Here is a 14,462-nt window from a genome sequence, read left to right on the forward strand (position 1 = left end):
ATATAGGCGTGGCAGGAGAAAATCTATGCTCCTGCCGATACATATCTATTTTTATCCCTATCTGGTTTAACCCATTACTTAAATTGTTATATGAACTCCCAAAGTCAATACTTACCCAAATAGATGATTTTGTAGATAGGCTATATAATGAGTTTATAAATTTGCCAGATATAGAAGATAATGTTAAACGTGAAATTAAACTATCATGCATTTTGGATAAAGCGAATACAGTGGCTATTAATGAAGAGATTGAAAGGCTTTATGAGTTGCTATGTTGAGTAGATTTTTTATTGATAAAAGGATGTTGCTTTTCTAAATAAAATCGCTTATAATTTAAACCATAACATATAGCTATTATCCGCAGTTACATAGCCAGTGTTATCAACAGCGATAACAAAATGATAACATTAGCTCATATAGGCAGGATAATATGGATATATCAAATAATCAAAAGATTTATATACTCGACAGAGAATAATCTCTAAACAAAATTAGTTAGGAAAAGTCGAGTTCGAGTAGACATTTTAGTGCGTTTGAAGTCCGCAAATCCAGTAAAATCAAGGGTTTGCGGACTTCATGCTTCTAAAACGGTAATAAAATGGTAATGTTTTTAGAGCCAAAACTGAAATTTCATTCTATAAAATTTGCGACAGGCGAATGTAATGGATAGAATGTTATCAAAGGACATTGTAAAGTATTTGTGGTAATGGCGGAGAAATCTATTGTTATTCTGATACGTTTATAAGATTTGAGTGGAAGAAAAAAAGAACTGTAAAAAGCCGGATTTTTTGTTATAATATAATCAGCAGAAGATTTTTGTGTTGGGTACGGTTATCCGGCAAGGAGGAATTGTTATGATTACAGCGGAACTGACAAAAAAAATAGATACTTTATCAAAGGATGAATACCGGATGGTAGAAGTGTATGTTGATAATGTAATGGAATATTCAAGACATAGGAAGAAAGATGCCGCATGGCAGAAGATAAAGTCTGATCTGACGGAGTCTGAAAAACGTATGCGGGAGGAAGGCGGCATTTGTTCAGAGCAGTTAAGAAAGAATCTGGGTGTGTAAAGATGTATGAAATTATTTATTCTCCGGTTGTTCAGGAAAAATTGGCGGCATTGAAATTGAAACTGGTTGAAATGTGCGGCGAAAACGTGGGGATAAAACATTTTTTGCAGGTTATTGATGGTTTTGAAGTCCGCCTTACGTTCTCAAATACCGGGATTCCGATAAAAACTATATATGATGTCGAACCGGAGTTTGAACATTATTTTGTCATATATTCCCATAAAAACTATTTTTTGTACTATACCGAAGGCGATAAGGTATATGTTATGGAGATGTATGATGAAAGGGAAGATTTTGCGAGGACGGTGTTTGGAATCGTCACTACCAGTAAAGAGACTTTGGAATATTGGGGTGAATAGGAGAATACATATAAAAAAGAAGAATTTTGAATAGTGGTGAAAGATATTCGGGCATTCTGTTTCTATTTTGGATGGAATGCCCTTATTTTGCGTTCAAAATGGAGAAGGAGAAGAAATTGGGAGAGTTAAAATGCTTTTTATAGTAGCTTAGTGTGAAAAATAGGTTTTCATTGCTATTTGTGCCTGCGTGAAACGAAAGGAATGGCGATTAAAATGAAAGGAGGCCAGCAATTTATGAGAAAAGGCGGGTGGTGGAAAAGATTTTGCGGATTTTGGAAATCCAAAAAGAAGGGAAAAGAACCATCAAACCGGATGGATGAAATTTCAAGCCTAACTGATCCAGACGAAAAATCTGAATATATATTCACAGATTCAGACGGTAATGTAATCGTGCCAAATGGCAGAAAGGCGATGGAGATTATGCATCCAGGTTATAAAGAACACTTAAAAGAGGAAGGGTTTTGATTATTGAAAGCATATACGGGGTATCCCATGAAGTTATATGGGATGCCCTGATTTTATGCAGAAATCAAAAGGAAGGAGATTATTATGTGTGATTCTAAGGCACTGCATTTGAAATTTGTAGGAATGGATTCGTGGGAGAGACCTGTTTATAAGGATGATGGTGGAACGTTATGGAAAGATGTAGATCCGAGAGCAGGAATGAAACCGAATTTATGTACTTTGGTAAATAATGAGTTTGACGGTGAGCCAGACATTGGTATGAAGTATTTGGAGAAATACCGGGGTGTGACGGTTGCTTTTGAGCCGGAACGAATTGTGTGGTAGCAGTAGGAAGGAGGATGTGGACATGGCAAGGAAAAGACCGATGACAACGGAAGGATTGTTCGATACTATCTGTAAAATTCTGAAAGAGAAGGGAAAGTTGCCGGATATTCTGGATTATGGACTGGCAACACACAGTCCTGTATCAATCACAAATTACGAGTATGGATTGAAAAACAAGCTGGATTACGGAGGAAATGAAGGAATTTATCTGGATTTGTGGATTGAATATACTGCCGAGGGAAAGAAATGTGCAAATGGTCTTGGTACTTTCAAGACTTTGCGCACGGATGACGAAGCTATGCATATTATGGCAGCCCTGTTAGCGGATTTCATCATAGAGGAGTATGCCTATGTCAACGCGAATTTAGATGACTTCACATGGGAGGGCGTAGATGTTCATGTGATTGAGGGATCAGGGGAGAAAAGCAAATGGGGATATTCCTGCGGGACGATGGAAGCGGCTCTGAAAAGAAAGGATGAACTGCTGATGAAATACAATAAAGTTATTGTCAGAGATAACGAGACAAGGGAAGAAAAAATCTATGAGAACGGGGGATGAAGATGTCTGTAAAAATGCATAAAAATACCGCAAAAGTAGACTGCCGATGGGCAATCGGGCTGCTCTTTGCGGAAGGGATTGCCTATGTTACTAAAATAGAGAACTACCCTGAAAAATGTTTTTATTGGGAATCGGGAAAGGAGCCTCTCTATTTTGAAAGCAAGGGAACTGCTGATGATTATGCTTTTGGCATGCTCCTGAATGGCTACCCTGCTGTAGTTATGGAAGTGCCAAAGGCAATCATAATAAACAATACAAAAAAATTAAGGAAGGAGCGTGAAAACAATGCAGAAAGTTCAGAGGAAACAAAAGAATGAAGATGCAAAAAAGGTTGTAATGCTTGTTGCAAAGCTGAACCAGTACCGCCACGAATATTACAACAAAGCAAAACCGAGCGTGCCGGATGCGGTTTACGACCACCTTTTTGACGAACTGTGGAAGCTGGAAAAGAAGACAGGCATCATCCTGAGCAATTCGCCAACGCAGACTGTTGGCTATACTCCGGTGAGCGCATTGGAGAAAGTAAGGCATCCAATCCCGCTGTTAAGTCTGGATAAGACGAAGCAGACAGAGGAACTGCTGCAGATGGTGGCGAAGGCACCGGCTTTGCTGATGCTGAAACTGGACGGGCTTACAATCAAGCTTGTGTATGAAAACGGCCAGCTTGTGGAGGCATCCACAAGAGGGGACGGGGATATTGGAGAGGTAATCACCCACAATATCCCCGCTTTTTATAATGTGCCAGCAAAAATACCACATAAGGGGAGGCTTGTCATTACGGGAGAAGGCTTTATCCATAAAGATGATTTTGAGAAAATGAGGAACAGAGGTTTTGGGAAAGCCGATAAGGAAGCCTGCAATGCAAGGAACCTCGCTTCCGGCTCGATCCGGTTATTAAATCCGGCAGCCTGTAAGGAACGCCATGTGTATTTCTATGCCTTCAATATTATAGAGGGAATGGGTGATTTCGGGAAAATCGCTGACAGCCGGGGAAAGCTGCTGGAAGCAGTAGGGGCGCTTGGCTTTGCTGTCTGTCCCTTTACATTCCTGCCGGAACATGTAACCCTCCGGGAGATTGAAGATCGGATTGGCTGTTTAAAGGCGTTTGCAGAGGATGGCCAGATTCCGATTGACGGCATGGTTCTCCGGTATGACAGCTTATCTTATTCCAGAAGTCTTGGGAGGACCGGGCATCATTACAAAGATGGTATTGCTTTCAAGTTTGAGGATGACACTTACGAAACGGTATTCCGCAGCATTGAATGGGAGCCGGGACGATCCGGGGAGATTGCGCCTGTGGCAGTATTTGACACAGTAGAGATTGACGGCTGCTCCGTATCAAGGGCGAGTCTGCATAACCTATCATTTATCAGGAATCTGGAGCTTTATCCTGGATGCCGGGTGCTTGTTTCCAAGAGGAACATGATCATCCCGCATATTGAGGAAAACCTTGACCGGGGGCATTACAGTAAGGCTTTGATACCGAAGAAATGTCCGTGCTGTGGGAAAACAACAAGGATATTTTCGAGAGCCGGAGATAAGGGAAGGCTGATTGAAACTTTGCATTGTGACAATGCTGAGTGCAGCAGTCAGATTCTGCACAAGTTCATACATTTTGCGGGAAAGAAGGCAATGGATATATCAGGAATTTCAGAGGCTACCATAGAGAGATTTATCAAAGAGGGGTTCCTGAAAACATTCCATGACTTCTACCATCTGGACCGTTACAGGAGTGAGATTGTGCAGATGGAAGGTTTCGGCGAGAAGTCTTATGACAAGATGATTGCTTCTGTGGAGAAAAGCCGCAATACCACATTTGCAAGGTATGTGGTGGCAATGGATATCCCCATGATCGGAAGGACAGCAAGCAGGGCATTGGAGCGGCATTTCCACGGAGACCTGCAGGAATTTGCAAAGGCGGCGGTGGACTGCTTCGATTTTACATCCCTTCTGGATTTCGGAGATACCATGTGCCGGAACATCTGGGACTGGTTCCATGATTATGGGAACCTGAAACTTTGGAAAACGTTACAAAAGGAAGTTCATATTAAGAAAATGGAGGATATTACTATGGCAAAGAAAAGCAACAGTACAAAGAGCAACCCGTTTACAGGATGCACGATTGTGGCTACAGGCAAGCTGGAGCATTTTACACGCAACGGCATCAATGACAAAATCATCAGCATTGGCGCAAATGCAGGAAGTTCTGTTACCAGAAAGACGAATTATCTTATCTGTGGTGAGAAGCCGGGAAGTAAGCTGACAAAGGCAAAGGAGCTTGGGATTCCGGTCCTGACGGAGCAGGAGTTCCTTGATATGATTCCGGCATAGGATGGAAAAGCATGATAAAGTCAGTCTACAGGGCATTGGGGCATATCAGTCATGGTATGCCCCTGCCTGCTTATAAGGTAATTGCCTTGTGGGAAGGTTTGCTACAAAAATGCAGCACCCTTACCGGATTTAAAATTAACTGCTACAAAAATGCAGCATCTTAGAATGGAGGCGGTTTTATTGAGTGGAATATTCCATGACGGTCATTGGTATGGGAATACGGGTATGGTATGCAGGCGATGCGGAAATCCGGCCTATCAGTCGGAACATGCAGAATATAGCTATCAGTGCTTTCACTGTGATGAGGATTTATATTCTTTTGAGGTAGCGGAGCGGGATGGTTTTTATCTTCCGAAGGTAATAGTTGCCCGTCCGGTAAATGGCATTTCCCTTAACGAAGGGCTGGAATATCTGTTGGACGGGAATAAGGAAGTTCGCGTATTTAACAATCAGCCGGAAGCGGAAGCGTTTCTGCTGGCAAATGGTTTTATAAGAGAAGACCTGGAATTTTTATATTTTGTGGAGGTGGCAGATGATGGATTACAAGTTGATTGCAGAGAAGGATGAATATGCCCTGATACAAAGGGGAAGCAGAATGCAGGAGTATGCCGTGGTGAACGGTCTGGATCAGGATAAAGGGGAATGGAATTACACCTGCAGCTACTATGGGTTTGGGAAATACTCAAAGCTGTCAGGGGAAGAAGCCCTGTTCAAAGCTCTTGATGATTTCAGGGCAAGAACAGACAGGGATTACATTTCGCATGAAAGGCTTTTGGAGGTTGCCACACTTCTGAAAGACGGTCTGTTGGAAGATGATGCGGATGAAGCCTATGAGTATATGAGCGGTACAGTGGAATTATCCGAGAACGAAGCGGAGGTTTTGGGGCTTGATATGGATAAATATAGAAAAAAATTGAAAGAACGGAGGTAGGAACAGGATGGATACGGAACAGTTTTACCCGACACCAAAAGAACTGCTTGAAAAGATTTTTAAAGATACGGACTGGAGGACGGTAAGCTCTATTTTGGAACCGTCTGCCGGAAATGGCGATATTTGTGATTATATTATGGATGTGGCAGACAAATATCCTTATTATAACAGGAGCCTTGATATTGACTGCATTGAGATCAATGAGAACAGGCGGGCAACCTTAAAAGGGAAAAATTATCGTGTCGTTTATGATGATTTTCTTAGATTCCAGACATACAAGCAGTATGACCTGATTGCCATGAACCCGCCTTTTGCGGATGGGGAGAGGCATCTTCTGAAAGCGCTGGAAATGCAGAAAAACGGCGGCTGTGTCATGTGCATACTGAACGCTGAAACATTGAAAAACCCGTACACGAAAGAGAGGAAACTGCTTGTGCGTAAGCTGGAGGAACTGGGCGCGGCAGTCGAATATCACCAGTCGGCTTTTACCCATGCGGAAATCCGGACGGATGTGGAAGTCGCTGTCATCAAGGTTAGCGTACCGCAGGCAGAAGATGTGTCCTATATCATTGGACAGTTAAAGAAATCGAAAAAGTATGCAGAGAAAGAAGCAGATTATGCTCATACGGATGTGGCGGTAAATGATATTGTTGAGGCGATTGTGATGCAGTGCGAGATGGAAATGGATGCAGGGATCAGGCTTATCCGTGAATACTGGGGGATGAAGCCGGATATCATGGATTCCTTTGATCCCGATGGATACAAAAGCCCGATTATCACGATGAAAGTCGGGCAGCATGACGCATCCATTAACCGGTATGTGACAGCAGTAAGGAGAAAATACTGGTCCGCGTTATTCAGGAACCCGAAATTTATACGGGGGATGACGTCAGAGATGCAGAGCGGCTATCTGGCGAAAGTGAACGAGCTGGAAAAATATGATTTCAACAGGTACAATATCAGGACAATCCAGGTTGAAATGTCAAGGCACATGACCGGGAGCATAGAAAAATGTATCGAGGATCTGTTTGACGAATTATCCTACCGTTACAGCATGGGGTGTGAGAAGAACATCCATTATTTCAACGGCTGGAAAACGAACCAGGCATGGATGATTAACAGGAAAGTGATTATTCCCGTCTATGATGTGTTCTGCAATATCTTCCACAAATTCCGGTACAGCTACAGCGTGGGGCAGAAGCTTTCTGACATTGAGAAAGTGTTTGATTATCTGTCCGGCACGGTATCCGGCAGCTCGCCACTTGCATATATCTTACGGCAGGCGGAGGACAGGCAGGAATCAAAAAATATCGAGTTCCGGTATTTCACCTGTAATTTCTATAAAAAGGGAACGTGCCACATTATTTTCAAGGACGAGGAACTGCTGAAAAAATTCAACATCTTTGGGGCAAGGCAGAGGGGATGGCTACCGCCTGCGTATGGAAGGAAATCTTATCAGAAAATGAATGAAGAAGAGCGTGCGGTTGTGGATTCCTTTGAGGGTGAGGCGTCTTATAGGGAAACCTGCACAAGACCGGAATATTATTTATATGAGCCGAAGGATAAGCAGAATATGCTGGAATTATTGTCAGCATGATGTTATGTGGGAAATGTTAATTAGAAATTTCAGGAAGGAATGTGGAAATGAATTATATATGTTCAAAACAGGCAAAGATTGACCGCCTGTGGGGTGTATTTATCAAACATATCCTGCAGATGGAGGCTTCCGGTTGATGACATGGAGTACAGGGAAGGCTACATTAATAGCGGGGATGAATGGGGATTTTTTGACGGTTCCTATTCATTTTCAGAGATTGAGGAAATGGAACGGTGCATGGACCGGAGTGGAAAGGAGATGGATACAGATGGTAAAATTAAGCAGCGGCCAGTATGTAATCGGGTTTGATAACGGCTACCAGTTTGGAAAAACGGCACAGTCCTTATTCGATAATGGCGTTTATGCTATGGGGACAGTGGAGCCGACGGTTAAGGAGCATTCCTTAAAGTATGGCAGAAAATATTATAAGGTCGGCGAGGGCAGGGCGGCTATTACAGAGGACAAGGTATCGGATGAAAACGCAAGGCTTCTGACAATGGTTGCGATTGCAAAGGAGCTTCGTACAGAGGAAATCCATAAAGCAGAAGTGATATTGGCCGTGGGGCTTCCGTTCTCTGATTATGGCAGGGAGAAGAAAGCTCTTTTGGAGTATTATGGGCAGAAGCCTGCGCTGAAATATGAGTACGAGGGAATCCGGTATGATGTGGCAGTCAGCCGGATTTTTGTATTCCCGCAGTGCTATTCCGCAATCGCCCCTAGGCTTGCCAATATGAAAGGGGATTATCTGGTCGTGGACATCGGGAGCAAGACAGCGGATGTGCTGCTGTTAAAAAATGGGATGCCAGTCGAACGGAGATCTATCACGGTTGAAAAAGCTATGGTAAAATGGATGAAGCAGATTCAGGGGAGACTGCAGATTCAGTATGGAAAGAATGTGCCGGAGAGCGAAATCCTGAAAGTTGTCTTAAAGAAAGACAGCTTCCTTCCGAGAAACCAGGTAAACCATGTGCGGGAAACGCTGAGAGAACTGATTCACGGCCTGGAGCTGGAACTGATGGAGAGGGAATTTGATCTGCAATATACAAATGTCATTTATGTCGGAGGCGGCGCTGTGGCGGTAAAGAATTTTTCCGAACCGCGGACGAATGTGGCTTTTGATACGGACATCCACGCCAATGCGAAAGGCTATGAGTTCCTTGCCATGCAGATGCTAAAAAAGCAGGGAGCGGCGTGATATGGGGGACAAATATGTGGCAACGGTTCGGTTCCATATGGAGGGTGTGGAAGCGGAGCTGTATGGGAGGATTATGGAGGGAAAGAAGGAGGCGGGGCTTTCCGTTCCGGATTATATTAAGCAGATTTTAAAGGAGTATTTTGAAAACAAAGACCAGGAGGACAGCCGGAATGAATGGCTTGAACAGTTTGGCGAGGAAATAGCCAGGGTTGTGGAGCAGGCGATCAGGAACTGTATCAGCGGGGGCAATTTGAATGCTATGGGAACAGGCACAGTGCTCATAGCAGATGCGGCAGCGGCAGGGTTGCCGGAGCAAAGCGAAGAGATACCGGAGGGTGCATTGGATTTCCTGAATGGGATGGAATGATGCGCATTCCGGGGAAAGGGTGTATCCGTTGCGGATATGCCTTTTTTTCTATGTCCCGGTGGATGTGCTACAAAAATGTAGCAGTATTATATTGAGATTTGCCGTCTGCTACAAATTTGTAGTAGTGGTATAATATGTAAAGTTCTTTGAAACATGAACTTCTGAAATTTATTGTTGATAGGTGTATCTATTGATGTGGGATATATTTTGCTTGACATTATAAATTAAGAATGATAAAATATGGAAAATTAGCACTCATTAAATGTGAGTGCTAACAAAAGGGAGGTATATTATGGAAAGTAAAACAGAACGTCAAAATGATATTTTATCCATTATTCGTGGGTTGGATATATCGCCAACTTTGTATGATAATGCTGTTGAGAAATATGAAACACTTGGTAATTTTTTAAATGAACACGGATTAGATGCTGAGATTTATCCACAAGGTTCATTTGCATTTGGTACAGTAGTTCGTCCAAGTGCAAATGATTCATCAGCAAGTTATGATCTGGATTTCATATGTCAAGTGAATGGTTCTCGTGAAGAATATAGTCCTGATGAATTGCGAGATAAGGTAGAAAGTGTATTGAAATCTAGCAAGATATATGCTGACAGATTGAAAGTTGATGATAAATGCTTTACTATCAAGTATGCGGACGAAGGCGAAATTGGTTTTTCAATAGATATTGTCCCTGCAGTTGATGAATCACCAGTAATTAAATCAAGTCTTGCTTTAGAGTGCATTTCCCCAGAACTACTTGATACATCCATTGCAATTCCCCAATGTACAGAAAAACATAGTTATCGATGGATTACGAATAATCCAAAGGGACTACGTAGTTGGTTTGACAATATTAACGCTCCATATTTAGATTCATCCAGGAAAGCTGAAAGATTGCGTATTTTTGAAGAAAACAAAGCAATATTTGAATCAGTCGAAGAAATTCCGGATGCGCTTGAACGTTCTGCGCTTCAGCGTGTTATTCAAATTTTAAAGAGTCATCGTAATAATTACTACGCAAAATTAAAAGATGGAAAAGAAATCAAACCCATTTCTGCAATTATAACGGTAGCAGTGGCAGAAATTGCAGAAAACTATCATGCTGATTGTACCGTATTTGAACTCTTGGATTATGCGCTATCAGAACTTTCGATTTATGCGGAACATCAGCGTATTACGGAAAGTGATTTTCAACGAAAATATGGTAATCGTAATGTTTTTTCACACGAAGAGGGAAAATGGTACATAGAAAATCCGGCTAATCCGAGAGATAATTTGGCAGACCAGTGGAATGTGGATGCCCGAATTCCAAATAGATTTTTTAAATGGATTGAGATTGCTAGGGAGGATATCATTGATTCATTGGCACAGAAAGACGACAAGAAATTTCGGCTTATTCTTGAAAATGGATTTGGGGACACTACCGTATTAGGATTTCTTGGCGAAAAATATTGTAGAGAGACGGTACCGCAGCAGATCAATCCACAATCTGCTGCACGTCCATATAGAATTTGATGATTTATACTAAAGAATTGGCGTATCAACAAGTTGAGGAACTACTCAAAGTTCAAAGTGGACTATATATACAGGCTGTAGGTGATGAGCAAATTGAACTTGCTGGTAGTATTTATGTGAACTGTGAATCGAAGGGATATGTGGTTTCAGATAACTACCCAGTCCAAATAATTATACCCTGTAGCTCTAATAAATTGCCCTATGTAATTGATGAGGGGAATCGTATATCGGAAGATTATCCTCATCGTAATGATAATGGGAGCTTGTGTTTGGAAACAGATGCAACTATACGAATTCATTTCATAGATGGTTTTTCCTTAACGGAGTGGTTGAAGGAATATGTGGAACCGTACTTCTTTTCATATGAGTTTTTTCAGAGGTATGGAGAATACCCTTTTGGAGAACGTGGACATGGGATTGATGGGCTTTTAGAAACTTATCAGGAATTTTTTCAAGAAAACGATCTGCTTAAGGTCATTATGTTGATGAGCTCAATTTGTGAGAGTTCATATCGAGGGCACTTGTTGTGTCCATGTGGTTCGGGCGAAAAGTTTCGCAGGTGTCATGGATCGGTTGTTATGAAATATTATACAGATACCCGTCTTAAAGAAATTGTACAGATGGACTATGCATTAGTAAAGGATTATTTGGTGAAATATTATGAACAGTACCAGTATTATAGAAAGACAAAATAAGCCTTGTATGTTGAAAATCCAATATGCGGCGAGGGTTTGCTATAATAATGCGGAGAAATTGAACTATATAGTATGGTTTTTTTGCTTAATATCGGCATTTTCTATATTTTTTCCGGATAGTTTACCATACCATCTTTCATTTGCGGTTCCTTTTGTTGCCGATATTGCTGCATGGGTGCTTATGAATGCTGTAAATAGAAATGTGAAAAAGGCAGCAGAATTGAGGAAATATTTTGATGCCTACTCGATTGATATCGCTAAAAATGAATTTTCCGAAGCAGAAGAACGCAAATTGATTGAGCTTGCGGAGGATAAGTATGCAAAGAATCCGAAACAAGCGGAATTACAGATAAAAAACACAGGGAGTGACTATCCCCCAGGTGTATATGATTGGTACAAGTTTTCAACGAAGTATGAAGGATTAAAGGCGAAATTTGAATGCCAATGTCAAAATACTTGGTGGGACAAAAAACAGTTTCCATTAAAATGTATTGTAAAAGCCATTGCTTTTGTAATGGTAGTTACTCTTTTTATTGTTTTGATGATACACAATAACTTTGTAAAAACACTGCTTTGTTCTGCTGGTTTGTTAATCAAATTAGCTGAAAGAATAATTGATGGTTTTAGATATTGGAAAGTATCTATTGAAATTGATGGTGCTCAAAAAATGCTTGAAGCACACCTCACATCTGAGGGGATTAAAGAACTTCAGATTTTAATTGATAAAAGGCGAGCAGTGAATATTTTAGGAATAAATTTGTTACATAAAAAATCAGCTAATAAGTTGACTAAACGATATGATGATATAACCAATCCACGATGATAAATGCTACAAGTATTTGACAGATTTGATGTCCCAATTTATAATTGGAAAAAAGTTTTAGTGATATAATTTCTGGCATTCCATGCGATGATATGGGATGCCATTATTTAGGTAATAGGTTTGTTTGGGAATTCAGTATTTGTTTCAAAAGATAAAAGATTTTTTCTTAAAAGCATTCTTATGGCAAGGTGGTTTGCGAAAGGATAAAAGAATACTGCGAAGAAATGGGATGATCTAAAATAATGGTTATTGGGCAGATAATCAATATGTATATAGATGATTATAATAAAAAAAGAAGATAATATCAGATTAAACAGCCAGAGAAATAAAAATAGCTGAAATATTTTGGATAGCGAGAGCGAGGAGGGATACGAATGGGATATTTCGATGATTCAATTCGATGGCAACAACAAATAGCAGATCAAATGTCCAGACTGAAAATGTCAGGGGTATTAGATTTAGTTCAAAATACTGCATTTATGGATAATTATAAATCCATCATTTCTGCAACACAGGGAATACGAGACACGTTGGAACCTTTAAGGCATCAGTTTGATTATATGAAGAATCTTAATTTGTCATTGCAGAGTGTTGAATCCCCGTTAATAAGTAATATCAATATGAATGCTGCGCTGACAGAAAATTATGAAAAGCTTGCGGGAACTGTACAAAGCATAGCAAAAGTTGCAAACATAACAGCTCCGTGGATTGAGGAAGTGCAAAGTATATATAGAAATTTGCCGGATATGTCTTTGCTTGAAAAGTTAATGAGAGATGTGGTGACACCAACAATACCGGCAATGTCAGCTTTGGAGAATTTGAACCGTATATTGCCCAAATTTCCAATGTCAGGATTAGATGGCGCTCTAAAGACATGGGATGATATTCCAGAAGAATTAGAAGAGGATATTCAAGATATTATTGCCGGAAAATTTTCTGATTCAGATATTGAAGCTTATGATAAAAAATGGGGAGAAAAGGGAATAAAAGCATTAAAAACAGTTATAAAGGTTCTTCTTATTTTTATTATTCAAAACTTTTTTGGCGGATACATTGGACATCTTTCAGAGCCAATATACAAGGTGATTGATCAAATTCCGACATTTTTTGAAAGAGCATTAGAATCAAAGCAGTCTGAAAACATTCCGTCAGGGACAGAAATAACAGTATGGAGTGATGAAACGCAGGATTTTGTGGAAGTCAGCTATAAAATAGATGATGAAGTTCAGCAGTGTTATATTCAAAGAGAGGTGTTGAGTGAGAATGCACACAAAATTTCTGATGGTATGCAGATTGAAGAGATTGTTTATGTTAATTGGTGTGTGGAAGTCATGGCAAAAAATTGGGATGTTGAGGAAGCGGTTGCTTACGACAGAATATGCCAGGATACAGAAACATTAGAAAAATTTATATTACCCAATTATGAGGCATTCAGCACTATGGAGGAGGAAGATGTATTCAAAGAGATAGAGGAATTTTATCAAGAACAGATGAATTTATTAAAAATAAAACGGCAAAAAGAGACTGAAAAGAATGAGAAAAATGATTAAGGAGAAAAGAAGTGGTAAAACCAATTATAAAAGATGTAATGTTCCTGGGACAGAAGTCGGAACCGGCGACAGCGGATGACAGGCAGATTATTACAGACCTGCAGGACACCCTAAAGGCACACCGGGACGGATGCGTCGGCATGGCGGCAAATATGGTTGGCTATAAGAAACGCATTATTATTGTCAGCATGGGCTTTGCAGATTTGGTTATGCAAAACCCGGTTATTAAGGCAAAATCGGGAAAATATGAAGCAGAGGAAAGTTGCCTTTCCCTGACGGGCAGGAGAAAGACAGAACGGTATCAGAATATCGAAGTGGAGTATTTTGATATTTCTTTCAACAAACAGAAACAGAAATTTTCGGGATATGCAGCACAGATTATCCAGCATGAAATGGACCATTTGGAAGGAATTATAATCTAAAGTCCGGCATCTAATTTCCAGAATTTATCAATACTAATATTGCGGTTCGTATTCCGGTGCTTAATCAATATACGCACCCCGTTCCATTGTTTATCCAGTGCATTGCCATTAGTATATCCTTAAAAACCATGATGTTATCATAACTCCATAGCGGTTTGATGGCTGGTTTGGTGTAAGAGGAGCTTCCTGTATAATTCAAATATAGGAAATTCCAAGAAAGAAGGTTGAGAAAAAAATACCTCAGAGTAAAATAAG

Annotated in this window: 18 protein-coding genes and 1 pseudogene; all 19 read left to right on the plus strand. The window is 40.6% G+C overall.

Annotated features, from left to right (window positions below):
• The coding region (locus NFR99_RS12970) for a hypothetical protein (protein ID WP_251353836.1) at positions 1–278 on the plus strand (278 nt) is incomplete at its 5' end.
• Positions 279–854: 576 nt separating this feature from the next.
• A complete protein-coding gene (locus NFR99_RS12975) occupies positions 855–1,073 on the plus strand; it encodes a hypothetical protein (RefSeq protein WP_135976978.1) in 219 nt (72 codons plus the stop codon).
• Positions 1,074–1,075: 2 nt separating this feature from the next.
• Complete coding sequence (locus NFR99_RS12980; RefSeq protein WP_251353837.1) at positions 1,076–1,432, plus strand: hypothetical protein; 357 nt, start codon at positions 1,076–1,078, stop codon at positions 1,430–1,432.
• Positions 1,433–1,666: 234 nt separating this feature from the next.
• Positions 1,667–1,897 (plus strand): hypothetical protein, encoded by a 231-nt coding sequence (locus NFR99_RS12985; RefSeq protein ID WP_251353838.1) that lies wholly within the window; start codon positions 1,667–1,669, stop codon positions 1,895–1,897.
• An 84-nt stretch (positions 1,898–1,981) separates the two neighbouring features.
• Complete coding sequence (locus NFR99_RS12990; protein WP_251353839.1) at positions 1,982–2,221, plus strand: hypothetical protein; 240 nt, start codon at positions 1,982–1,984, stop codon at positions 2,219–2,221.
• Between the two features lie 22 nt (positions 2,222–2,243).
• Complete coding sequence (locus NFR99_RS12995; RefSeq protein WP_251353840.1) at positions 2,244–2,780, plus strand: hypothetical protein; 537 nt, start codon at positions 2,244–2,246, stop codon at positions 2,778–2,780.
• Between the two features lie 2 nt (positions 2,781–2,782).
• Positions 2,783–3,097 (plus strand): hypothetical protein, encoded by a 315-nt coding sequence (locus tag NFR99_RS13000; protein WP_251353841.1) that lies wholly within the window; start codon positions 2,783–2,785, stop codon positions 3,095–3,097.
• Complete coding sequence (gene ligA / locus NFR99_RS13005; protein WP_251353842.1) at positions 3,066–5,111, plus strand: NAD-dependent DNA ligase LigA; 2,046 nt, start codon at positions 3,066–3,068, stop codon at positions 5,109–5,111. Before NFR99_RS13000 ends, ligA begins: the two co-directional genes overlap by 32 nt.
• A gap of 11 nt (positions 5,112–5,122) precedes the next feature.
• Positions 5,123–5,275, plus strand: a complete 153-nt coding sequence (locus NFR99_RS13010) for a hypothetical protein (protein WP_251353843.1) — start codon at positions 5,123–5,125, stop codon at positions 5,273–5,275.
• Positions 5,276–5,291: 16 nt separating this feature from the next.
• Positions 5,292–5,678, plus strand: a complete 387-nt coding sequence (locus tag NFR99_RS13015; RefSeq protein WP_251353844.1) for a hypothetical protein — start codon at positions 5,292–5,294, stop codon at positions 5,676–5,678.
• Positions 5,644–6,042, plus strand: coding sequence for a hypothetical protein (locus tag NFR99_RS13020; protein WP_251353845.1), 399 nt, complete (start codon positions 5,644–5,646; stop codon positions 6,040–6,042). The genes NFR99_RS13015 and NFR99_RS13020 overlap by 35 nt, the downstream gene beginning before the upstream one ends.
• A gap of 7 nt (positions 6,043–6,049) precedes the next feature.
• Positions 6,050–7,639 carry a class I SAM-dependent methyltransferase gene (locus NFR99_RS13025; RefSeq protein ID WP_251353846.1) on the plus strand — a complete coding sequence of 530 codons (1,590 nt, stop codon included), beginning with the start codon at positions 6,050–6,052 and terminating at the stop codon, positions 7,637–7,639.
• 136 nt (positions 7,640–7,775) lie between these two features.
• A complete protein-coding gene (locus tag NFR99_RS13030; protein ID WP_251353847.1) occupies positions 7,776–8,834 on the plus strand; it encodes a ParM/StbA family protein in 1,059 nt (352 codons plus the stop codon).
• Position 8,835: 1 nt separating this feature from the next.
• Complete coding sequence (locus NFR99_RS13035; RefSeq protein ID WP_251353848.1) at positions 8,836–9,201, plus strand: hypothetical protein; 366 nt, start codon at positions 8,836–8,838, stop codon at positions 9,199–9,201.
• 292 nt (positions 9,202–9,493) lie between these two features.
• Complete coding sequence (locus NFR99_RS13040) at positions 9,494–10,717, plus strand: nucleotidyltransferase domain-containing protein (protein WP_251353849.1); 1,224 nt, start codon at positions 9,494–9,496, stop codon at positions 10,715–10,717.
• Positions 10,718–11,202: 485 nt separating this feature from the next.
• Positions 11,203–11,286, plus strand: a pseudogene (locus NFR99_RS15630) (SEC-C metal-binding domain-containing protein); the annotation flags it as partial.
• Between the two features lie 91 nt (positions 11,287–11,377).
• Complete coding sequence (locus NFR99_RS13045) at positions 11,378–12,235, plus strand: S-4TM family putative pore-forming effector (RefSeq protein ID WP_251353850.1); 858 nt, start codon at positions 11,378–11,380, stop codon at positions 12,233–12,235.
• A 374-nt stretch (positions 12,236–12,609) separates the two neighbouring features.
• The gene (locus NFR99_RS13050) at positions 12,610–13,785 is read left to right on the plus strand and encodes a hypothetical protein (protein WP_251353851.1); all 1,176 of its coding nucleotides are present in this window, start codon (positions 12,610–12,612) and stop codon (positions 13,783–13,785) included.
• A gap of 11 nt (positions 13,786–13,796) precedes the next feature.
• A complete protein-coding gene (locus NFR99_RS13055) occupies positions 13,797–14,207 on the plus strand; it encodes a peptide deformylase (RefSeq protein WP_251353852.1) in 411 nt (136 codons plus the stop codon).
• The last annotated feature ends 255 nt before the right edge of the window (positions 14,208–14,462 follow it).

Origin of the sequence: Hominisplanchenecus murintestinalis (assembly GCF_943193015.1) — a bacterium.
GTDB classification, from domain to species: Bacteria; Bacillota; Clostridia; order Lachnospirales; family Lachnospiraceae; genus Hominisplanchenecus_A; species Hominisplanchenecus_A murintestinalis.

What these genes read in the sequence shown, in the direction of transcription:
- NFR99_RS12980 (WP_251353837.1), top strand. Translation starts at nt 1,076, where the DNA reads ATGTATGAAATTATTTATTCTCCGGTTGTTCAGGAAAAATTGGCGGCA.
- NFR99_RS13020 (WP_251353845.1), top strand. Translation starts at nt 5,644, where the DNA reads ATGATGGATTACAAGTTGATTGCAGAGAAGGATGAATATGCCCTGATA.
- NFR99_RS12975 (WP_135976978.1), top strand. Translation starts at nt 855, where the DNA reads ATGATTACAGCGGAACTGACAAAAAAAATAGATACTTTATCAAAGGAT.
- NFR99_RS13040 (WP_251353849.1), top strand. Translation starts at nt 9,494, where the DNA reads ATGGAAAGTAAAACAGAACGTCAAAATGATATTTTATCCATTATTCGT.
- NFR99_RS13035 (WP_251353848.1), top strand. Translation starts at nt 8,836, where the DNA reads ATGGGGGACAAATATGTGGCAACGGTTCGGTTCCATATGGAGGGTGTG.
- NFR99_RS13045 (WP_251353850.1), top strand. Translation starts at nt 11,378, where the DNA reads ATGAACAGTACCAGTATTATAGAAAGACAAAATAAGCCTTGTATGTTG.
- NFR99_RS13025 (WP_251353846.1), top strand. Translation starts at nt 6,050, where the DNA reads ATGGATACGGAACAGTTTTACCCGACACCAAAAGAACTGCTTGAAAAG.
- NFR99_RS13000 (WP_251353841.1), top strand. Translation starts at nt 2,783, where the DNA reads ATGTCTGTAAAAATGCATAAAAATACCGCAAAAGTAGACTGCCGATGG.
- NFR99_RS12990 (WP_251353839.1), top strand. Translation starts at nt 1,982, where the DNA reads ATGTGTGATTCTAAGGCACTGCATTTGAAATTTGTAGGAATGGATTCG.
- NFR99_RS13050 (WP_251353851.1), top strand. Translation starts at nt 12,610, where the DNA reads ATGGGATATTTCGATGATTCAATTCGATGGCAACAACAAATAGCAGAT.
- NFR99_RS12985 (WP_251353838.1), top strand. Translation starts at nt 1,667, where the DNA reads ATGAGAAAAGGCGGGTGGTGGAAAAGATTTTGCGGATTTTGGAAATCC.
- NFR99_RS12995 (WP_251353840.1), top strand. Translation starts at nt 2,244, where the DNA reads ATGGCAAGGAAAAGACCGATGACAACGGAAGGATTGTTCGATACTATC.
- NFR99_RS13010 (WP_251353843.1), top strand. Translation starts at nt 5,123, where the DNA reads ATGATAAAGTCAGTCTACAGGGCATTGGGGCATATCAGTCATGGTATG.
- ligA (WP_251353842.1), top strand. Translation starts at nt 3,066, where the DNA reads ATGCAGAAAGTTCAGAGGAAACAAAAGAATGAAGATGCAAAAAAGGTT.
- NFR99_RS13030 (WP_251353847.1), top strand. Translation starts at nt 7,776, where the DNA reads ATGACATGGAGTACAGGGAAGGCTACATTAATAGCGGGGATGAATGGG.